Below are 21161 nucleotides of genomic sequence, written 5' to 3' on the forward strand. Positions count from 1 at the left end.
TATCATGAAAAAAATATACATAGGATTGCTATTGGGCTTAATGACATTGAGTAGCTGTAATAAATACTTAGATATAAAACCTAAGGGATTTACTATTCCAGAAAATCTCAATGATTATAAATTATTATTAAACGATCAAGGACTAATTAATGCGTCCCCGGTTTATCCCAATTACCTAACCGATAATCTACAGTCTGGTGATCCACAAGATGTGCAGTCTGCTGCTAGTTTTGATTATTATGACTATGTCAAGAAGCAGCTTTATAGGTTTGCTCATGGTGCGATATTTGAAGATGGCCAAACAGATCATTATTGGGAGACAGCTTATGGCCATATCTTTACATACAATGTGATCATCAATAATGTATTGGTAGCAACAGACGGTTCGGAAGCTGAGAAAAGAAGGGTCTGGGCTGAAGCAAAGATTGGCCGTGCATTTGAGTATCTGACTTTAGTCAATATATATGCTGCTCATTATAATCCGGCTACTGCAGCCAAGGATTTGGGTGTACCTTTGGTTGTAAAGGAAGATATCAATCAAAAATATGAACGGGTATCTGTACAAGCCATTTATGATCTTGTGCTTAGTGATCTCCAGGATGCATTACCGCATTTGAGTACTGCACAGTCAAATAAATCTCAGGCAGTACGTTCTGTGGGATTTTCTTTCCTAAGCCGTATGTATCTTTATCAGGGTAAATTCAAAGAGGCTTTGGAAAATGCGAAACAGGCCCTGGCTCTGAATAAAAACCTGATCAACTACAATCTCTATACGAATAAAGATAAAACAACTTGGGGGCGCGTCTGTCTAAAGAGCGATAATTCGGTACAATTTCCTGATGCTAGAACAAACATAGAGTCTGTTTGGGTCCGTTCGGGTACAAGCTCATTGGGGCGACAAAATGCGGAGTTTTATGCCTCCAAGGAACTGATAGATAATTATGCAAAAGACCTTCCGGCGGGAGCAAATGACAAGCGTTACGAACTATTTTTCTGTCGCGATCAAGCTTCCTTTGGTCCTAATTTAGTGAAGTTTCCGGGACGTGTACTTTATGCGCCTTATGTTGATTTTAGCACGGGATTTAATACACCCGAATTATTTTTGATCGCAGCAGAAGCAGCGGCACGTACTGGAAATACGGTGGAAGCTTTAGATTTCTTGAATACATTAAGAAATAGCCGAATTGAAAATAACAAGGCATTGACAACAAGTGATCCGAAAGTCGCCCTACAGTTGGCGCTTGATGAAAGACGACGCGAAATGCCACTTATGGCTTCTGATAGATTGATTGATCTAAAACGTTTGTTTATTGTCGACAATTATAAGAAATCAATCAAGCATCCGCTGGCAGGTCAGATTTTTGAAATGGAATCGACAGATCCTAGAATGATACTTCCTGTTCCGCCAAAGGTACTTTCCCTAAATCCAGGGATTCCACAGTACGAACGATAAAACATAATTCTTTTTTCTACCCAATCTTTGCTTAGGATGGCAAAGGTCGGGTAGACGTTTTTAAAAAATACTTTCATGAAGAGATTATTATTAACATCACTCGCCTTTGTCCAAGCTATGATATTGCTGGCACAGGAGCATATACAGTTCCAAAAGTTAACATTCAGTGAGGCAAAAGAATTGGCAAAAAAAGAAAATAAACTGATCTTTTTAGACGGTTTTACTTCCTGGTGCGCTCCCTGTAAGTGGATGGAAGGTAATGTATTTTCGCAGCCTGAAGTCGCCGCCTATTTTAATGCAAGATTTATTAATACCAAATTTGATTGTGAAGTAGGAGAGGGAGTGGAGATTGCAAAAAATTACCAGATAAAAAGCTTTCCCACCTATTTGTTTCTAGACGGAAAGGGGACATTGATTTATAGGACCCAGTCTCGTATGGAAGCTGATCTTTTCCTAAAGCAGGCCCAACAGGCGAATGATCCCGACTATCAGATTCCTAATCTGCGTAAACAGTATGATCAGGGACTTCGTGAATCCAACTTTCTTTTGCGTTACATCAAAGTGATGGAACAGACGGACAGTAACGCCGCAAATAATGCTAAAAAAACGCTAGATAGTGTCGCTACGGATGAATTTTTACGTAGCCCAAATGGCTGGGAAACGATTAAAATGATGGCACAGAGCTATGAGGATCGCTATGGTAAATTTTTTGAATCCAATAAGTCTTATTTTAAAAATGTTGCTTTAGCAGCTGAATTTGAAAATAAAGAAACACAACTCCTGAGATATGCAATGTATGGTTATATCCGTGATAACAAAGCTGAGGAATTCAAAGAGGGGCTCGCCTATTTTGAACAGTCAAATAAATTGGAGCACAAGATTGATGCGGCGATGTATCAGGTTGAATGGACCGCAGCGCATGGCACGGAAAAAGAATTTGTTTCGTTGACCGACCACCTACGGAAAGGGCTATTAAAAGAAGAGGATGAGAAGCTGAGTTTTATCGCCCGACGGAATGCCAATGTAAAGGGAGATGCTGCTAAGCCCAGTATCTTAAAGCAATGTTACATTCTTGCAAAGCAGGCGGTGGAGATGAACCCTTCGAGCTACTCCAATCAAGGTACCCTAGCAGATATCTGTATTGCATTGAAGAAAAAGAAGGAAGCGATCAAAGCGGCGGAAGCAGCAAGAGGCTTAGCGGAACTGGAGACCTCGAAAATAATTAAACTGGCTGATGCGCTATTGGAGCGAGCCAAATCACTTTAACGAACAACATGAAAAAAATATTAATTTCGGCTCTTTTGAGCTTTTCTATGATTGGGATTTCGGTGGGACAAACACAAGATTTTCAATTGTCTATCAACAGGCGTACAGCCCCTTCAGAGGCCAAAGTATTTGTCCGCTACTTTGTTGGTCAAAAATTAAAAATAGATTCTGTTAGTTTAACATCTTCAAGTGTCACTTATAGTGGGAAGATTGAAGAACCTACACAGATTATATTGTTTTATTCTAAAGATGGCACTTCCTTTTTCAATAGAAAAGGAGGGCCTATGCAACGTCTTACCTTCTACGCAGATCCTCTTGATCCCAATACAGAGATTACTATCCAAGATCCCTTTGAATCATCTGTTGTAAAAGGGGGACAATTGCAGGTTGCTTACCGGAAATATCAGGATTATTTATATCCCTACGAAAAGCAATTGATTAAACAGCAATCCATACGTGCTGATTTATATCAGGATAAAAATAAAAATGAGGTGGCGATGAAGCAGGTAGCAGCAGAAATTGAAAAAATAGAGGAATTGCGTATCCAAGCACAGCGCAAGTTCATCGCAGAAAATCCGGACAATTATTTTAGCCTATTGTCGCTTCAGGAAGTTGCTCGGCATAACAATGATGTCAGTCTTATTGAACCACTCTTTTTCAAATTAGCTACTAACTTGAGAACAACGGCAATAGGGGAGAAACTGGAAAGAGAAATCTTACTAGCCAAAAAATTAAGTGTTGGACAGCCCGCACCCGAATTTGAACAGTTAACAGCAGATGGTAGATCGCTCAAGTTATCGGATTTCAGGGGTAAATATGTTTTATTGGACTTTTGGGCTTCTTGGTGCGGTCCCTGTCGCGCCGAAAATCCACATCTGGTTGAAATTTACAAACAATTTCAAGGACCAGCTTTTGAGATATTGGGTATCTCACTTGATAAGCCAGGAAAGAAAGATAATTGGATAAAAGCCATCGAACAAGATGGATTAAAATGGCCACAGGTGTCCGATTTAATGGGCTGGCAAAATAGCGCAGCTCAGTTATATGGTATCCAGGCAATTCCGCAAAATTATCTGATATCACCAGAAGGGAAGATTGTAGGTGTTAATTTAAAAGGCAAACAGCTAACTGAAAAACTGGCTGAATTAATCAGATAAAATTTTCAAGAAGGTAATTACAATTCGTAATTACCTTTTTTGTCTTTATCATATACATCTGATCCGCTCACGGAAATTTTCTTTTTATATATCGTTTGCTGTAAATAGGAAAAGTGAATTACTCGAGTAAGGCATCTTAACCTATTATAGGAATGATCAGGATAGTTGTTTCTTAAAGTTGTCTATTTTTTCGTTAAGTGTGCTAAGAAGCTCGGGGTTGATGACACCGTTGTTGAGATCAAAATTCTCATAGAATTTTGGTAGGGAAAAACTTTCTTTGATGATAGCACCGAATTGTGGGAAAAATTTTTGAGCTTCGGCCATTACATTCCCGCCACCATAGCCCCCCGGTGAGGTGGTCATTAATAACATTGGTTTGTCCTGAAATACTTTTACATTAATTCGGGAAGCCCAGTCGAAAACATTTTTAAAGGCAGCACTATACGAGCGATTATTCTCTGCTAAGGAACAGATAATAAAATCGCTTTCGGCAATATTATCCAGAAACCGATGCGCCTCCTCAGGAAAACCATTTTTTTCTAGGTCGACAGAAAAAATAGGCATGTTATAATCGTTTAAATCGATCAGATTGACCTCATGGTCACTAAAGCTTTTTAGAACAAACTTGACTAATTGTTTATTGATCGATGTGGAAGAATTGCTTCCGGCAAATGCAAATACTTTCATGTTGTACTTTCTGTGATTGTCTATATTTAAATTTACCGAATTTTTCGATAAAAATAAACTCAGTTTCATTGTTTAGCAAGCGTCTGATCCGCTAGGGGATAACAGTAAATATCCGTCTAGAACAAAGGGCATAGTGTTATTACCAATATCCTGCCCACATGAATTGGTCTTAGCTGAAAAGAATAAAGTCTGGTTAAGGTGAAATTGTATAAGAAACCCGCCGGCTATAGTGGGCGATAGGAAATATTAGTCAATATCTTCTTTAAAAATCGAATACATTGGGATATCATAATATTTTCCATTTTTCTTGAGATGCTGCTTCAGCAACGCCTCTTTTTTCATACCTATCTTTTCCAGGACTTTTCCTGAAGCTGGATTGTATTGGAAATAGGTAGCAAAGATCTTATTGAAATTCAATTCCCGGAATCCATAATCAATAATAGCCTTTGCGGCCTCAGTGACATAGCCCTTATTCCAGTTTGGAATTCCCATCCAATAGCCTAATTCTGCTTTATCCGAGCCTTCATCGTGAAGACCAATTGCCCCAAGTAATTTCCCTTTTTTATCTCGTATGGCAAAGGTAAATCCTTTCCGCTTTTTAAAAGCTTCGGCCGACAGTTTAAGCCAAAACTCGGCATCTTCCTTTCGATAAGGGTATGGGATATTTGACGTATGATCAGAAAAGACCTTATCCTGGAGATATGCCACTATCTGTGGTATATCATCCATTGTTATTTTGTCGAGAATAAGTCTTTCTGTTTCTAATTTTGGAAAGTCATTCATCTTTTGGTTGTTATAAAGTGATTGTGAACAATTGAACTGAGGCCCCTCAGCTAAAAATGATTAAGATGCTGATTCATTTTTCCCTTGCTGTTGGTTTTCTATCAATTCAATATGCCCTTCAATAAGCAATAAATAGAAGTTTTCAAAACAGTCCTGATATATTTTGTGTTCGAGAAGTTTTATCTCTTCAGTAATATGTTCCCTAGTTATACCGGCGTAACATAATTCGGGATTTGCTCCCATGATTTCTTCTTGACAGGAAAAACTTTGCAGCTGTTTATAAAGCTCGTTCAGATCCGCAATATCTTCACTACGATGGTATGAAGGATGGAACCATACCCAAAATTCCGATTGATTTTTATAGGGGTGCGGCAATAATTGAACGGAGGTGTCCCTAAATAAATCTCCGGGATGCTTTTTATAACGAAAATGGGTTACAGTGGCCTTTATACTATTCATACGGTTAATTTGAGTGAATATCCAAAATATATTCGAGAATAAAGCGTATAAAATTAAATATCGTTAAATTTAGTTAATAATAAAAATTTATAATTGTTTATATGCGTTCTGCTCTTTTTTTCAGCGTCTTACCTTGGTTTGGCTAATCCTCAATCTTACTCTTTTCTTGTGAGCTGTTCATCAATCCATTGACTCAGTGCCATCCGTTCTCCATAACGTGTATAAAAGTATTCACCATTTGCCGTAGCCTCAATTACCCAATTGTCATCGGCCTGTTGGTCTTTATAACCTTGTATCGTATAGTATGGAGTGTATGCAGATGGTCTACCAATGATTTCAAATTGAATAGGGCTCCATTGGCTCTGGTCCCCCGATAGCAGTTTATCAACTTTAGAAATCGCTGTAAACTGATTTAAACCGTTCAGTATTTTTTCTTCGGCAGTAGTGTATTGAAAAGGATATGGATAGTAAAGCTCTCCATAGTAGTAATCTTTTGTTGAAGTTGGTTTTTTGCGGCCATGCACCTTTTCCCCTTTTCGGTTGACTAGATACTGTTTGCCCCTATCATTGGTAGGAGATACTGTCCAGTGCTCACCTCCAGGTTCATAAACCTTGGTTACTTCACCTTCATAGAATGCGGCATAACCGTAATTAAACGTGTTTGCAAAGCCTGTTTTAGCTTCCATGAGAATGGTATTGTTTAGGTCAACGTAGCCCACCTTGCCATTAGATACATAACGACGGATGCCCTCTTGCCAATAATCGGGACCGTTATCATAAAGAAATGGAGTATATATAAAATTACCCGTTCTATCGTATACACGACCTACAGGTTGATTAGGATTCATCCGGTCGGTTGTCGTATCCGGATAGGTATAGAAGAATTCGATAAAAGCGCTCGTTATGGGTTCTTCTAAATCGTAGTAGCCGATCATTGGGAACTGCAATGGGATAATGATCTTTCCCGATAGTGCACGCACACCCACCAAACTGCTATCCGCATTGGTAAAGTAATAGAGCTGCTCCTGCGAAAATGACTTAAGAGACAATACTAGAGCTATAAATACCAATAAAGGTTTGATTCTATCCATTATAAATACGAACTAAAATTAACATTCTCCCATATCATGCCTTTATTCGTTATCAATCAATGAGTTTTAAATCATATAGCTTTTGCAATAACACCCTATTCACGTCCGTCAGCCACTGCTTTAAAAATACCAAAAAACTGAATGGAATTGTCTACAATATCCACATTTAATTCCTCACGTATCTCTCTCTTCAGGCAGACTAAATCAGTTTCACCCTGTTCTCTTTTTCCGCCGGGGAAGTACAGTTTCTCCTTGGACTTTAAACGGGTACTTAAATTTTTTCTTATCAGAAATATGAATTAATGCGACTTTATCAATGATCTTATTGCTCATCTGTGTTACTTAAAGATCGAATATAACAAAAATGCGATAAACAAGGCTATTTGGATGCGTCCATGCTATGGATTATTCTTCGAATTGTTAGAGAACTTAATTCACTAGTTAAACATTGAATACTGAATGGTTTCATGATATAAGTTGTAAGGTATTGAATGATCTGTGCCCGATTTTAAATAAAAGCACCTATAGCTTAGTATAATTTAAATTACCTAACTTAGTTATCAATCTTGGTTGCAAGGTTCGGAACATTCCCTAGCGAACTAGAAAAATGAACCGATTTTGAACCACTTGCCCCCGATTTTCGGGGGCTTGTTTTTTAGAAGTATTGAAACGTGTAAATTTGCATAGACAAACAGTAGCAAGTTAGTGTGGTCTTTACGGTAATAGAGGCAAAAAACAAACAATGATAAAATTCTTTAAAGCTAAGGGTACTCTCTTTTTTATCCTTGGGATATTAGGCTTTATTGGCATAGTGGCCACTGTTATCGTGTTGGCTACGGGACATTCTGCCCCTGATAAATTAATGGCTATGTACATCGCGATGTTTGGCTTGATTCCGATCCTGTTGCTACTCGGTATCGATAGGATCTGTGTATGGAAATTTGGTGTAGCCAAAGTCAATAAAGCAGAACAGTATATCTTCAGTATCCTTATTTTGCTTTTTGTGTTGAACTGGATCCGTCTGCAGTTACAGTCTTAAATGCTATTGATTGCATGTCATGCTAAAAACGATGATACCTATTCATTAATATAGGAATTGTCTACGCAGGCAATTGAGATACGCAGTACTTTGATCGTCGTTAATCCTGTTGGGTCGCCTTTGCTAAAATGTGGGTAATAAGCCGGTCAAACTCAGCCTGCGAATCGATAAGGTATGCATGCTGATAATGGTCTATGCGGTATTTGATATTCATACGGATATCTTGCTCACTATGCGTCGAGATAACAATGACATATTTATTATGAAGGTCAATCCGCTCCAGCATATTGTTCACCGAAAAGTTTTTACCACTACCAAGGAACAGTATGTCTGCTTGGGCAGCAGCTTTGAATAGATTGGTATCGTTGAGCAAAATAAGCTGATCGTTTCCTTGAATCAAGGCTGAATAAGTATCGGTTAACCAAAAATAAGGCTGCCAAAGGCAAACGCTATAACATGTTTTGTAGTTAAGCGGAACCCTTTCAGTTGAACTGGTACTTTGCCTGTCCTGTACTGGCGGGTAGAGGGCTTGACTAACTGTTAAAGGTCGGTCTGACAACCGTGTAAGACTCCTGGCGATATTAGCGCGATGTGTATTATATTGGGGAATCATATTGAAATGTTGGTCAATTGCATTATGGGCATATAATTTCCGCGGCCAAATAAATAGTGTATTAAATCGTGTTCTGATTTTGTCGTACAGTCTTTTCATTAGATTATAAGTTGGCGTCAGGAAGTTCCTAAAGTTGATTTCCGATTTATTTTCTTTCTTAAGAAAATAAACCGGAAATTGGTGTTAAAGGTATTTATCTGGTTCGTCCATCGTTGGACATATAATCGTTCAATAAATTACATACTTACCTTATAGCGAATATTAATTGCGAGCTGCCCTACAAAGGCTGTTTTTCTATTGCTTTGGCTGTTTAATTCAGCCATTGTTTCAGCACCATTGATTACGATATCTTTCAGGTCGGGCTGATCATCTTGTGAAGCGGTTTCTTTGAAAAACTGAACTGGCTGCCCGAGCTCGTAACTATTTGCAATCGCTTGGCTCAAAGTTTCTTGTAGATCCTCTGGCATAGTCATCAGTTGAAATTTTTGACTGGTGGTCAAGGCGAAGTTTGCAGCCATCCAGGAAAGAAAATTTTCACGGATAGCACTGACTTCGACCGCCAGTAAACTTTCGGGTAATGATAAGATTCTGAATTGCACTTTGGCTACCCCATTGTTGTTGAATTGTTGTTTCATTATTTAAATTTATTATATTACAATATCTCAATCTTTGTTTATAAATTGTTTAATTTTTGTTTAAAAATAAGATAACACGACAGTGAAATGTAGGTTATTGGCTAATTACATCTTTCTCATACATGCATTGATTCTCTAAAATAATAAATATCATGCGCTTATTAACATACTTCAGACCTGAATAGCGTTATGCTTTTGTTATTTTTTTATAAATATTATCGTGTATGTGATGTTTTGTTTTGTTGTTTTGATGTTGTTTATTATATTAGTATAGTTTTGTAAGTGAATGTTGCTAACTTATTATCCTAACCAGATATTATTTCGGAGAAAAGTCATGAAATCTTTTATTTATTTTTTGAGTTCGCTGCTGTTGTCTATTGTTTTTAATCTAAAGACAATATCGTTGCAAGGTTTTTTTGAACGGTCAGATCAGTTGAAATATTGGATTTTGGTTGTCATTATGCTCTGTGTCTTCTGGATTGGAGCGACAATAGTATCGTTAGTGCTTAACTTGCCCACCTACTGGAGCGTACCCTATATGCGCGAGCGACTAGGGGAGCAGGTCAAAAATATACCCGGGCTCGATATTATCCTGCATTTTATCGCCTTCTTCTCACTTATATTGGTTTCTGTTTTTCCATTTATACTCTTGTATGTTGCCGTTACCTTTATTTACAGTCAGTCTTCAATAGAACGATCATTGCTTTTTGAACTACATATGCAGGTCTATGGAATACGTTATGCAACTATTTTTGTATCCTATAGTCTATTGGTTTATATGCGCGAAAACTGGTCGCTGCTTTATCACTCTGTCGGACAGCGGCAAAATCTTGCTGTGATCTACAACCGGCCTCTGATGCAGATCGTACACAATGTGGAGACAGGAAAAGAATTGCCAACTCCACAGCCTCTGGTGACAAAAAGGAGACTTTTTATAAAAACAAGGCCGGCATTTGAACAGTTCGAACAAAACGCTGCAATCATCTCCCTGAAGGAAAAGCGGATGATAAAAGATGAAGGGATGAAGAAGAAAGAGCAGTACTATGGAATGGATATTGACAGCATCGATGTGTATTTACTGGGCGATCTACTAAATAAAAAAGGGGAGTTCGTCGAACAGATCAACCTGCAGCAGCTCCGATTTATAGACATTATTGCAGTGTATACAACTGCAGAGACGAAATGTGTTATCCTGCGTAACGGAACAACATTGGATTGCTCGACAATCTTTGATCAGTTAAAGAAAATCGGTATGGACGACTGGATTGTCAAAATATCTAAAAATTATGCAGTCAATATGTTCTTTGTCCAATATCCGATCAAACGTGTGGCAGACGACTTGAAGTTACAGCCCTTTATCACGAAAATGCTGTTGCAAAATATTCAAGAGGAGCAGCTTAACGAAATATTGAAGACCGGAAAGGGACTTAGGGGACATAACGTGAAAATTTTCTTAAACAACCAGCAGGATTACATACGTACTGGCTGGGATGCACATATCCGAATATAGAGCTAATATCGACCCTGGGACAAAAGAATTTTTATAGGTTTTGGTATTTCCGTTATACTTATCAGTATAGCGGTTTTTTATTTTTTGCAAAAATTATCTATTTTTGCCCCATTAGATCATAATTGTTATACATTTTTTTTAAACATAAAGCCATGTAATGCTGTGCCAAATGCGGGGATAACGTAATCAGCTGGGATAGATGCCCAACTCGATTGCTGCTATACCTGTGTCTTTGAATCAGTATTATTCACTTTAATTTAAAAAAATGGAATCAACAAAATATGGTCGTACCTACCATTTCCCTTTTTCACCGGGGACCAGCAGTAACGATCGTTTTAATTATGAGTACTGGACGGATATACAATCCTTTTCACAGCTACTTTATACCGAAAAATTGGATGGCGAAAACAATTGTCTGTCCAAAAGGGGCGTGTTTGCCCGATCTCATGCTGCTCCAACAACATCTCCATGGACAGCACAATTACGGGAACATTGGGGCCGAATGAAAAATGATTTGGGTGACCTGGAATTTTTTGGAGAAAACCTGTATGCAGTGCATTCTATAGAATATACCGAATTGGAGCACTACTATTTTGTATTCGCAGCCCGTATTAAGGAGGTTTGGCTTTCTTGGGAGGAAGTTACCTTTTATGCCAGCTTATTTGACTTGCCAATGGTTCCCGTACTGCGATCGGATAGGGTGCAAGATCTGACGACGACTGTGTTAGAAGAAACTGTAAAACACCTGGCGTTTCAACCCTCGATCTTGGGGTCTATGGATCCGCGGACAGAAACTAACTGTACTTCAGAAGGTCTGGTCTGCCGCAACGCTGACGCATATCCTGTCTCCGAATTTCAACATAATGTGTTTAAATATGTACGAAAAGGACATGTGCAGACGGATGAACACTGGACAAAATCTTGGAAAAGAACAAAACTCGTTTGGGAAAGGAGGACAACCTAATGGAATGGAAATTAACAGCAGATAAAGATTGGTTGCAACTGGAAAAACAATTTTCTTGGATAGCAGATATGCGGAATGTGCCGCAGGATCCCCTTCATCATGCGGAGGGAAATGTTGCTATCCACACCCAGCTTGTGCTTGAGCAGCTGGAGCAATCCAATCAGTATATGGGCTTGAATAGCCAAAGGCAGGAGTTGCTTTGGACTGCCGCATTAATGCATGATGTTGAAAAGCGGTCTACGACCCTGATTGATGGACAAGGACGGATCAGTTCTCCAAATCATGCAAGAAAAGGTGCGCAGACGGCACGTGAAATATTGTTTCGCGATGTGGAAACGCCCTTTGCCCTACGGGAAGAAATAGTAGGTTTGGTTCGCTTTCATGGTTTGCCGCTCTGGCTGATGGACAAAGTTAATCCCATGCGTAGCGCGTTAGAGGCGTCTTTAAGGGTAAATATGGCGGAATTGAAACTTCTAGCTGAGGCTGACGCTAATGGGCGAATTTGTCAAGATCAAAGTAGCTTGCTTGACGCATTGGAGTTGTTTGAACTGTATGCAAAAGAAATTGGTTGTTGGGAGTCTCCACGACCATTTTCGACTCCAAATGCTCAATTTACTTATTTTAATAGTGAGGATGCTTATGTGGATTACATTCCTTTTGATAATTTTAGATCTAAGGTCATTATGCTATCCGGCTTACCGGGAATGGGAAAAGACTATTATATCGCTAGTCACAACAAGGATGTACCCGTCATTAGCCTTGACGATATTCGTCGTCAACATCGTATCGATCCCACTGATAGAAAACGGAATGGTTGGGTGGTGCAACAGGCGAAAGAACAGGCCAAGATTTACCTGCGTAAAGGCCAGGATTTCATCTGGAATGCCACAAATATTACGGCCTTGATGCGTAAACAGTTGATCGACCTCTTTGTCAGCTATCAGGCTTATGTTGAGTTAGTCTATATCGAAAAGCCACACCGGCAATGGCGTGTTCAAAATCGCGATAGAGCCTATCCGTTACCAGATGCAGTATTGGATAAAATGCTCCATAATTTGGAAGTGCCACAACAGACAGAGGCACACAGGCTACGCTACATCGTTGACTAATCCATAACCCAGGTTGCTTTTGGCCAATGCGCTAAAAATCTATTTTATAAATCGACAGTTTTAATAGAAATCATCGGCAAGTGAACGCTTATTTACCGCATGAAAATCCCCGAAGCGGGATCTTGCCCGCTGATAGGCTGATCTACTGTACATTGGGAGGTCTGAAATCATTTCATTCATTTGGATGATTTATTGGCAAAAAAATTGCTTACAGAATTTACCCGATTATGATAAGTAGAACTTACTTAGACCATACGGGCAAATGGGAACTTTATAATGAAAGTTTAGCCCCACTCCCGAATAACTCGAATTTTGGAGATGTAGCTCTTTGTTATAGGTCGGCTCCTGTATATTTGACGGCGTTGGAAGTTCAGCTCGCCAATTGGTTCAAAGTGAACATAAGAAGAAAATGGAAGGAACGAAAGCATACGCACTGTGCGCTACGGATAATGCAAAGAAATCTAACGATAAACAAACCAATACCGCTTTGGTATTGTTGGGTTCAAACATCGATTCTGAAAAAAATATTACCAAAGCCCTAGGCTATATCCAGGAATTGGGAAAGATAGGAAACCAAACGGATTTTATCTATACAAAACCTCTTCAATACGAAGATCAGCCTGATTTTTTGAATGGAGCGCTATTAATACAGACCTGTTTATCCTTTGATGAACTACACAGTGAATTAAAACAGATCGAATTGGACATGGGACGCCTTAGAAGTAAAAATAAGAATGCTCCCCGTATTATCGATCTTGATGTAATTATTTTTAATGGAAGTATTGCCGATGAAAAAGATATTGTACAGCTTCCTTTCTTATATGATTTTGTAAAACAGCTACAACCTGAAATCTTCAAATGGCGATAAAGTATTCTTAATCTTTGTATATTTGATAAACGATTACTTTATTTGAGCCATAGCCATAAACGCATGTATTGAGTTTTTTTTATTCTATTAAGGGCATATTACTACAACAAGAGTTACCAGTATGTTAGGTATAATAATCATGTTGATTGTGTCCTGGATCTTGTTATGGATATTCGAACGGAAGAATCTTAGTATGCTCGGGTTTGCACCATCAAAAAGTAGGCTTAAGGACTTTTCTGTAGGTTTCTTTATGGCTGCGCTCTTATGTGCGATGTATCATTTTCTAAAGGTTGTACCAGTAGACAATTATTGGGTAGTTAATCCAAAGCTATCTGCTCCTAATTTAATTAATAGTACATGGTGGATCCTAAAATCTGTCCTTTTTGAAGAGCTGTTATTTAGAGGCGCTCTACTTTATATCGCGGTGAAAAAGTTGGGGTCTAAATGGGGATGCCTGTTCTCGGCTGCGGCTTTTGGTATCTACCATTGGTTTTCCTATGGTGCTTTTGGAAATCCGGTACAGATGCTAATGATATTACTGATGACCGGTCTTTTTGGATGGTTGTTAGCTAAGGCTTACAACGTAACAAAGTCTCTTTATCTGCCCATAGCTTTTCATTTGGGTTGGAATATTGTCAATATTTTGGTTTTTTCCAGTGGGCCCTTAGGTGCACAGTTATTGATTAAAGCCAATGATCTTCAAGCTCAAGGCCTTACATCCCTGTTTATCTTTCTCTTCCAACTGCTTGCGCTACCTATATTTGGATATCTATATATATGGAAATATCGCCGTAAACCACTTTAATTTAGTGGATACATAAACCTTTGTATAATAAGCGGGCTGAGCTTTCTAAGATAATTAACATTTTGCCCAAACTAATTTTTATGGTACCTTGCAGTAGATGCCGAGTTGTACGGTGTTAAAATAAAAAGCAAGTTATTGGAAAGATTTAGAACACATTTGGAGAAATTTATCCAGATCGATGACGACACCTTTGAGCAGATATCGGCATACTTTAACCTAATTTCAGTTGCAAAAAAAGAAAACCTGCAGGAAGAAGGCCAGATCTGTAGGTACCATTACTTTGTGCTAAAAGGGATATTGCGTAAATTTTTTATAAATGAAAAGGGGGTGGAACAAACCACTGAATTTGCTATTGAAAACTGGTGGCTAACGGATAATATGGCTTATGAACATAAGCTTGTAAGCTCCTTTTATATCCAAGCTGTTGAAAAATCCGAAGTCTTATATATTAGTCAGGAAAATCAGGAAAAATTAATGACGGAATTTCCGTTGATGGAACGCTATTTTCGCTTTGTATACCAGAGAGCATATGCAGCAGCGCAAATGCGTGTTAAATATCTTTTTTCCCTACCTAAAGAGGAGTTTTATCGTGACATGGTACGTAAATATCCTGAGTTTGTACAGCGTGTACCGCAATATCTTATTGCATCTTTTTTAGGGTTTACACCTGAATATCTGAGTGAAATTCGAAAAAAAATAAGCTTTTAGAATCCCCATAACCGTCAAAGCGCAAGGGCTGCGGTATATATTATTTTACGTACAAGGCTTTCTGTTTTCTCAAACGTTTTCGTAAAAAAATCATGCAATTCGATTCATTTCCCCTATATTAATTGATATATTGTTCCATAGAACCAATTGGAAAAAGAAGCAATTGCTGTGGAGGCTGTACAGATTTCCTAAACCGAGAGGGATTAAACTGCACTATAACTTAAATATCCCGATAGTAAAAAACACTGTGCACAAGAATAAGATTAATAGACCAATATTCAATACATAAACCGGGCATTCGAGCTCAAGAAGTAATATCACAATGAAAAGAAATACATTATTTAAATCTGTCTTAGTGGCGGCGATGGTTGGAAATACAATATTATCGCATGCCCAGGTGAATAAGGCCTCGGAAAAAGGTTGGACAAATCTTTTTGACGGGAAAACACTGAATGGCTGGAAGGCTGTTGGTGGGAAAGCTCCTTATTCCATTGAGGGAGATGCGATCGTGGGACGGATGACTAAAGGAACACCCAATTCATTTTTAATTACAGAAAAAGAATACGGTGATTTTATATTGGAACTGGATGTTAAGCTCGAGGGCAGTCAAACGAATTCGGGGATACAGACCCGGAGTCATCTTGATCCGCAAGCGAATGATGGGCGCGGCAGAGTTTACGGAAGGCAAGTGGAGATAGATCCTTCATCCCGGGCCTGGACAGGAGGGATTTATGATGAAGCACGCCGTGGTTGGCTTTATCCATTAGATCTCAATGAAAACGCGAAGAAAGCATATAAGGCCGAAGAGTACAATCACATTAGAATTGAAGCAATAGGTGATGAATTGCGTACCTGGATCAATGATGTTCCCGTTTCTTATGTCGTGGATACAATTGATCGTACCGGATTCATCGGGTTACAGGTACATAGTATTCCTGCAGAATTGGATGGAAAGAAAGTATATTTTAAAAATGTTAAAATAAAGACCACTGATCTCCAAACGAAAGATTTTCCAAAAGATGTTTATATCGTCAATCTAAAGCCAAATGAAATCGTGGCTGCCGAAAAGAAAAAAGGAATAAAACTATTATTTGATGGCAAAACTAATAATGGGTGGCGCAGTATCCATAGCGATAAATTCCCTGATCATGGCTGGGAAATTAAGGATGGTCAATTGACCGTCTTGAAATCTGATGGTGGGGAGTCCACTAATGGCGGTGATATTGTCACGAAAGATAAATATGCCATATTTGATCTCTCTTTTGAATTTAAACTTAGCCCTGGAGCAAATAGTGGTGTAAAATATTTTGTAACCCTAAAGGAAAAATCCAAAGGATCAGCTATCGGTCTGGAATATCAGGTGCTCGATGATGCCTTACATCCTGACGCAAAGCTAGGACGGGACGGTAACCGTACTTTGGCTTCACTATATGATCTTATTACTTCGAATAAAGATGGACGTGCCCGAAGAGCGATAGGCGAGTGGAATAGAGGACGTGTAGTGGTTACAGCGGACAACAAGGTTGAGCATTATCTGAATGGAATAAAGATGCTGAGCTATGAAAGGGGATCTAAAGAGTTCAAGGATCTTGTTGCGATCAGTAAATATAAAGACTGGGACAGCTTTGGTGAAGCAAAAGAAGGGTTTATCTTATTGCAGGATCATGGTGATCGGGTCTCATTTCGTAGTATAAAGATTAATACACCAAATTAAGCTCCTATGAATCATTATTTATCGCGTCGAAGTTTTGTCAGACAATCTGTTATTGCGGCAGGTGCTGTCATGTTATCCAACACTGTTCTCGGTAAAGTCAATTTGGCAAAGCCGAATGAACGGGTCAATCTGGCCTGTGTAGGTCTCGGAAATAGAGCTGCGGAAATCATAAAAGAACTTTATAAAACCGGACTCTGTAATATTGTCGCGCTCTGTGACGTTGATCTGGGCGCTAAACATACGCAGGAAATATTGGCCATGTTTCCTGATGCCCCAAAATTTAAGGACTTCCGGGTTATGTTTGACAAGATGGCGAATCAGATCGATGCCGTTAGTATCGGTACACCGGATTTTTCTCATTTTGCCATTACGATGTTAGCCTTGGATCTCGGGAAGCATGTTTATGTAGAAAAACCAATGGCAAGGACATTTCTCGAAGTTGAACTAATGACAAATAAAGCGAGGAAAAATCCGAAGCTTGTAACACAAATGGGAAATCAGGGGCATTCCGAAGCAAATTACTTTCAATTTAAGGCCTGGAAGGACGCTGGGATCATCAAAGACATCACACGCATAGACGCTCATATGAATATGCCCCGTAGATGGCATGGCTGGGATGTGAATATAAAGGGATTTCCGGCCGCCGAAATAACACCAGATACACTGGATTGGGAACTGTGGCAAATGCAGACCTTGGGACATAATTACAATAAAGATTTTGTGAATGGGCAATGGCGCTGTTGGTATGATTTTGGAATGGGGGCTCTAGGTGACTGGGGAGCGCATATTTTAGATACTGCACATGAATTTTTGGATCTGGGATTGCCTACTGAAGTCAGTGCGGTAAAGCTCGATGGACATAATTCGTTTTTCTTCCCGATGTCTTCGACCCTGAAGTTCCATTTTCCGAAACGGAAAAAGATGCCTGCGCTTGATATTAACTGGTACGATGGCTTAAATAATTTACCGCCAATACCAGAAGGCTATGGGGTTTCGGGATTGGATCCGAATATTCCGGCCCCCAGTACAGGTAAGTTGGAACCAGCAAAATTAAATCCCGGGAAGATCATCTATGGAAAAGAACTGACTTTCAAAGGAGGCTCCCATGCAAGTATTTTGCAGATTATACCAGAAACGAAGGCACAGGAAATAGCGTCCCGTCTTCCAGAGATCCCGAAATCACCTTCTAACCATTATGCCAACTTCCTGAAAGGGTGTAAAGGGGAGGAAAAAACAAGGTCAGCTTTTGAAGTTGCAGGGCCGTTAAGTCAGGTATTCTGTCTAGGAGTAATTGCACAGCGTTTGAATGCTCAACTGATTTTTGATCCCCAGAAAAAAGAAATCAGTAATGATAAATTTGCGAATGCACTGTTGGCAGGACCTCCGCCTGCCAGAGGTTGGGAACAGTATTATAAAATGTAATTGGAAATAGTTAATCTGTATAAAAGGCGAGTGATATGGTATTTATCCCTCGCCTTTTTTCAGGAAATCTGTTTTTTATTGCGACACCCTAAGGCTGATTTATCGGTCAGCAAGAAGCATCAGTTTATTTTCATGACTATTGGTATTTATGAAAGCTTTATTTTTTATAGATGGGTCAGCTGGATTTTTATCGATCGGCATAGTGCAATTAATATGCGTTGACTGCGCAAAGAAATAACCCTTTTCGTATGGAGTTTCGGAACCTTGTCGTCACGAACTGCTGTCTAAAAGAAACATTTGATCAGGTGGTTTGAACTAAGTGAATTAATAAATGGAAAAAGAACTGGTCTGAGTACCTGTAAAATGAAGGGCAAAAAACAAATTTAGATAAAATAAAAAAAGGTTTTCAAACGGGGAGAATGAAAACCTTCAATAACCAATTATAAACCTAAATTATGATACTACAAATGTAAGTGTATTTTTTACACTATGCAAATTTATTTTACATTCTTTATTTAGGTATGGTTTTTATGCGGGATCACCTTTTAATTTATTACCCCATTTTCCAAGTTCACGAATAATAGGGGATAACTCATAACCAATAGTCGTTAACTCATAGGTCACACGTGGCGGGACTTCCGCGTAGACCCTTCGTTGCACTACTCCGTTTTCCTCTAATTTTCGTAATTGTAAAGTCAACATACGTTCGGTGATATTTGGCAGGTATTTCTTGATTTCACTGTATCTTAGACTCCCATTGATGAGATAACAACAGATAGCCAACGACCATTGACCGCCAATAATACTGATCGCAAATACCTCAGGGCAATCATTTGTAAGAATTTGTTTATTGGCAAAATTGGTTGAACTCTCTTTGATTTTAGTCATTACGCACATTTTTTATAGTACCGAACATTGGGCTACATAAGACCAAAATAAGGAATATCTTGCTATTTTTAATTCAAATATCTGAGTTAAATAAAACGATCTTGGCTCTAAAGTGCTGTAATAAAGAGAATCCAAACTTTTGAATAAAGAACAATAATGAAAACATTGGTCATCGTAATACATCCAAATATAAAAGAATCACTTATTAATAAAAGGTGGATTGAGGAATTGGAAAAGCAACCAGAGAGCTTTGAAATTCATCAGTTGCATGAAAAATACCCAGATGAAAAAATTAATGTCCTCCTAGAGCAGCAATTGATTGAAAAGTACAATAAAATAGTGTTTCAATTTCCATTTTATTGGTTTAATTGTCCCCCATTTTTTAAAAAATGGCTGGACGAAGTATTAACCTACGGCTGGGCATATGGAAAATCGAGTGGCTATAGATTGGCGGGAAAGAAGATTGCTTTGGCCATCTCCGTAGGCATTGACGAGATAGAATATAGCGCGAATGGAAAGTATAAATATAGCCTGGATCAATTGACAAGTCCTTTTGAAATTACATTCAACTATGTTCACGCGGATTATCGTCCACTTTTTGCCTATTACGGTATCGAAAAACATACCTCCAAAGAATGGATTGAGCAGAGTGTGCCCCTTTATCTTAATTTTTTGCAACAGCTGTAGAAAAGGCCCATGAAATGAATTGCTTATGAATTTTGTTGATCAACCTTACTAAACATCAAAGGCATCTTTTATGTAATAAGATGCCTTTGATCATGTCAGATTAGCGCGTTGTATACCCGCCATTGGCAAAAATTGTCTGACCGGTTATCCACCAACCGTCTGTAACCAGGAATTCGACTAATGGGGCGATGTCCTTAATGTCGGTCAGTCCCCCAAGTGCAGAAGCAGATTTATGGTAAGCTACTGCATCTTCGCTCTCCTGTCCGTAGAAAAATGGTGTATCCATGGGGCCGGGAGCAACTGCCGTGACCGAAATTCCACGATCGCCAAATTCCTTGGATGCAGCACGCGTAAAATGTTCAACAGGTGCTTTTAGCCCCTCATAAGTAGAATAAAATCCTGTGTAAGCCGCGAGTAAGGATGTAACAATCGTGCATATTTTACCATTGTTATTCAATTTTTTTCCTGCCTCCTGAATAAAGAAATAAGCAACTTTAGAATTGATATCACTCATGCTATCATATTCCTCCACTGTCGTATCTACAATCGTTTTTTTCAATACTTTACCAACAGTATTAATTGCAATATCAATTCCGCCATACTGCTTGATTGCCGCATCAAAAAGCTTACTAATATTCGCTGTTTTCGTGAGATCAGCCTGAAACAGGATGGCTTCTGCTCCGGCAGCCCGTACTACAGCCAATGTTTCTTCTGCATCAGCTTTAGTGCTTTCACTATTATAATGGATCACCAATTTTGCCCCTTGGGCTGCAAAATCCCGACTCAACAAACCACCAAGGTTTTTCGCGCCACCGGCGATCAACACTACTTTTCCTTTTACATCATTCCTTGCCATAATAATTTATATTTTGATTATAACAAATTTCATGAAAGTAAATGATGATATTATGGTGAACTTTTCGCTTTTTTCAATTGGCGAAATTCAGACGGAGTGATACCCTCATATTTTTTGAAAAATTTGGTGAAATTGGATGGATCATAGGTGAGTGTCTGAGCAATAGCTGATATGGTTAATGTACTGTTGGCAAGGAGATCCTTAATGCAGTCCAATATCTTTTGCACATAAAAGTAACAGGGGTGATTTCCGCTGGTTTCCTGTATTATCCTGATAAGGTGTTTTTGGGAGATACAGAGTGCACTGGCGATATCCTTTAGTTCCAACATTTCCATGACCCTGCCGCTGATTAACTCGGATAAGTGACGATCCAACAATTCAAAATATTGGACTGTAATTTCTTCGCTTCGGCTCTTATTGTTCGTAGATAATACTTCCGTCATGCTG

The 21161-nt window shown here is 38.9% G+C and carries 22 protein-coding genes; 13 read left to right on the forward strand and 9 right to left on the reverse strand.

Features of this window, described 5'->3' with window-relative positions; genetic code table 11:
* Positions 1–4: 4 nt before the first annotated feature.
* The 3 genes from ABDW32_RS00770 to ABDW32_RS00780 all read left to right on the forward strand — a co-directional run bounded on the left by ABDW32_RS00770 (position 5) and on the right by ABDW32_RS00780 (position 3876).
* Complete coding sequence (locus ABDW32_RS00770; RefSeq protein WP_343558628.1) at positions 5–1453, forward strand: RagB/SusD family nutrient uptake outer membrane protein; 1449 nt, start codon at positions 5–7, stop codon at positions 1451–1453.
* A 75-nt stretch (positions 1454–1528) separates the two neighbouring features.
* Positions 1529–2719 (forward strand): thioredoxin fold domain-containing protein, encoded by a 1191-nt coding sequence (locus tag ABDW32_RS00775; protein ID WP_343558629.1) that lies wholly within the window; start codon positions 1529–1531, stop codon positions 2717–2719.
* Between the two features lie 8 nt (positions 2720–2727).
* Positions 2728–3876 carry a TlpA disulfide reductase family protein gene (locus tag ABDW32_RS00780; protein WP_343558630.1) on the forward strand — a complete coding sequence of 383 codons (1149 nt, stop codon included), beginning with the start codon at positions 2728–2730 and terminating at the stop codon, positions 3874–3876.
* A 156-nt stretch (positions 3877–4032) separates the two neighbouring features.
* Here the strand turns inward: ABDW32_RS00780 and ABDW32_RS00785 are convergent, their stop codons facing one another.
* The 4 genes from ABDW32_RS00785 to ABDW32_RS00800 all read right to left on the reverse strand — a co-directional run bounded on the left by ABDW32_RS00785 (position 4033) and on the right by ABDW32_RS00800 (position 6896).
* On the reverse strand, positions 4033–4563 hold the full coding sequence (locus ABDW32_RS00785) for an NADPH-dependent FMN reductase (RefSeq protein ID WP_343558631.1): 531 nt from the start codon (positions 4561–4563) through the stop codon (positions 4033–4035).
* Positions 4564–4809: 246 nt separating this feature from the next.
* Entirely contained in the window at positions 4810–5346 is a 537-nt protein-coding gene (locus ABDW32_RS00790) for a GNAT family protein (RefSeq protein WP_343558632.1), read from the reverse strand.
* Positions 5347–5406: 60 nt separating this feature from the next.
* Positions 5407–5805: a hypothetical protein gene (locus ABDW32_RS00795; protein ID WP_343558633.1), complete on the reverse strand. Its 399-nt coding sequence runs from the start codon at positions 5803–5805 to the stop codon at positions 5407–5409.
* A gap of 155 nt (positions 5806–5960) precedes the next feature.
* Entirely contained in the window at positions 5961–6896 is a 936-nt protein-coding gene (locus tag ABDW32_RS00800) for a hypothetical protein (protein WP_343558634.1), read from the reverse strand.
* Positions 6897–7638: 742 nt separating this feature from the next.
* Here ABDW32_RS00800 and ABDW32_RS00805 point away from each other — a divergent pair.
* Positions 7639–7935 (forward strand): hypothetical protein, encoded by a 297-nt coding sequence (locus ABDW32_RS00805; protein WP_343558635.1) that lies wholly within the window; start codon positions 7639–7641, stop codon positions 7933–7935.
* Between the two features lie 100 nt (positions 7936–8035).
* Here the strand turns inward: ABDW32_RS00805 and ABDW32_RS00810 are convergent, their stop codons facing one another.
* Both ABDW32_RS00810 and ABDW32_RS00815 read right to left on the reverse strand, forming a co-directional pair.
* Positions 8036–8647, reverse strand: coding sequence for a hypothetical protein (locus tag ABDW32_RS00810; RefSeq protein ID WP_343558636.1), 612 nt, complete (start codon positions 8645–8647; stop codon positions 8036–8038).
* A gap of 137 nt (positions 8648–8784) precedes the next feature.
* Positions 8785–9183 carry a hypothetical protein gene (locus ABDW32_RS00815; RefSeq protein WP_343558637.1) on the reverse strand — a complete coding sequence of 133 codons (399 nt, stop codon included), beginning with the start codon at positions 9181–9183 and terminating at the stop codon, positions 8785–8787.
* 334 nt (positions 9184–9517) lie between these two features.
* Here ABDW32_RS00815 and ABDW32_RS00820 point away from each other — a divergent pair, with 334 nt between their 5' ends.
* The 8 genes from ABDW32_RS00820 to ABDW32_RS00855 all read left to right on the forward strand — a co-directional run bounded on the left by ABDW32_RS00820 (position 9518) and on the right by ABDW32_RS00855 (position 18283).
* A complete protein-coding gene (locus ABDW32_RS00820) occupies positions 9518–10693 on the forward strand; it encodes a hypothetical protein (protein WP_343558638.1) in 1176 nt (391 codons plus the stop codon).
* Positions 10694–10958: 265 nt separating this feature from the next.
* Positions 10959–11657 (forward strand): RNA ligase family protein, encoded by a 699-nt coding sequence (locus tag ABDW32_RS00825; RefSeq protein WP_343558639.1) that lies wholly within the window; start codon positions 10959–10961, stop codon positions 11655–11657.
* The gene (locus tag ABDW32_RS00830; RefSeq protein WP_343558640.1) at positions 11615–12766 is read left to right on the forward strand and encodes an AAA family ATPase; all 1152 of its coding nucleotides are present in this window, start codon (positions 11615–11617) and stop codon (positions 12764–12766) included. The genes ABDW32_RS00825 and ABDW32_RS00830 overlap by 43 nt, the downstream gene beginning before the upstream one ends.
* 409 nt (positions 12767–13175) lie before the next feature.
* Positions 13176–13634 (forward strand): 2-amino-4-hydroxy-6-hydroxymethyldihydropteridine diphosphokinase, encoded by a 459-nt coding sequence (folK, locus tag ABDW32_RS00835; protein ID WP_343558641.1) that lies wholly within the window; start codon positions 13176–13178, stop codon positions 13632–13634.
* Between the two features lie 121 nt (positions 13635–13755).
* On the forward strand, positions 13756–14439 hold the full coding sequence (locus tag ABDW32_RS00840; RefSeq protein WP_343558642.1) for a CPBP family intramembrane glutamic endopeptidase: 684 nt from the start codon (positions 13756–13758) through the stop codon (positions 14437–14439).
* Positions 14440–14574: 135 nt separating this feature from the next.
* Positions 14575–15147, forward strand: a complete 573-nt coding sequence (locus tag ABDW32_RS00845) for a Crp/Fnr family transcriptional regulator (protein ID WP_343558643.1) — start codon at positions 14575–14577, stop codon at positions 15145–15147.
* A 322-nt stretch (positions 15148–15469) separates the two neighbouring features.
* Entirely contained in the window at positions 15470–16861 is a 1392-nt protein-coding gene (locus ABDW32_RS00850; protein ID WP_343558644.1) for a DUF1080 domain-containing protein, read from the forward strand.
* Positions 16862–16867: 6 nt separating this feature from the next.
* The gene (locus ABDW32_RS00855; protein ID WP_343558645.1) at positions 16868–18283 is read left to right on the forward strand and encodes a Gfo/Idh/MocA family oxidoreductase; all 1416 of its coding nucleotides are present in this window, start codon (positions 16868–16870) and stop codon (positions 18281–18283) included.
* A 528-nt stretch (positions 18284–18811) separates the two neighbouring features.
* On the opposite strand, the gene ABDW32_RS00860 is transcribed toward ABDW32_RS00855, so the two are convergent.
* The gene (locus ABDW32_RS00860) at positions 18812–19171 is read right to left on the reverse strand and encodes a helix-turn-helix domain-containing protein (RefSeq protein ID WP_343558646.1); all 360 of its coding nucleotides are present in this window, start codon (positions 19169–19171) and stop codon (positions 18812–18814) included.
* Positions 19172–19327: 156 nt separating this feature from the next.
* On the opposite strand from ABDW32_RS00860, the gene ABDW32_RS00865 reads away from it, so the two are divergent.
* A complete protein-coding gene (locus ABDW32_RS00865; protein ID WP_343558647.1) occupies positions 19328–19858 on the forward strand; it encodes an NAD(P)H-dependent oxidoreductase in 531 nt (176 codons plus the stop codon).
* A gap of 100 nt (positions 19859–19958) precedes the next feature.
* Here ABDW32_RS00865 and ABDW32_RS00870 read toward each other — a convergent pair whose 3' ends face one another.
* The gene (locus ABDW32_RS00870; protein WP_343558648.1) at positions 19959–20714 is read right to left on the reverse strand and encodes an SDR family oxidoreductase; all 756 of its coding nucleotides are present in this window, start codon (positions 20712–20714) and stop codon (positions 19959–19961) included.
* Positions 20715–20764: 50 nt separating this feature from the next.
* Complete coding sequence (locus ABDW32_RS00875; RefSeq protein WP_343558649.1) at positions 20765–21157, reverse strand: AraC family transcriptional regulator; 393 nt, start codon at positions 21155–21157, stop codon at positions 20765–20767.
* Positions 21158–21161: the final 4 nt, after the last annotated feature.

Source organism: Sphingobacterium sp. (assembly GCF_039596235.1).
GTDB lineage: Bacteria > Bacteroidota > Bacteroidia > Sphingobacteriales > Sphingobacteriaceae > Sphingobacterium.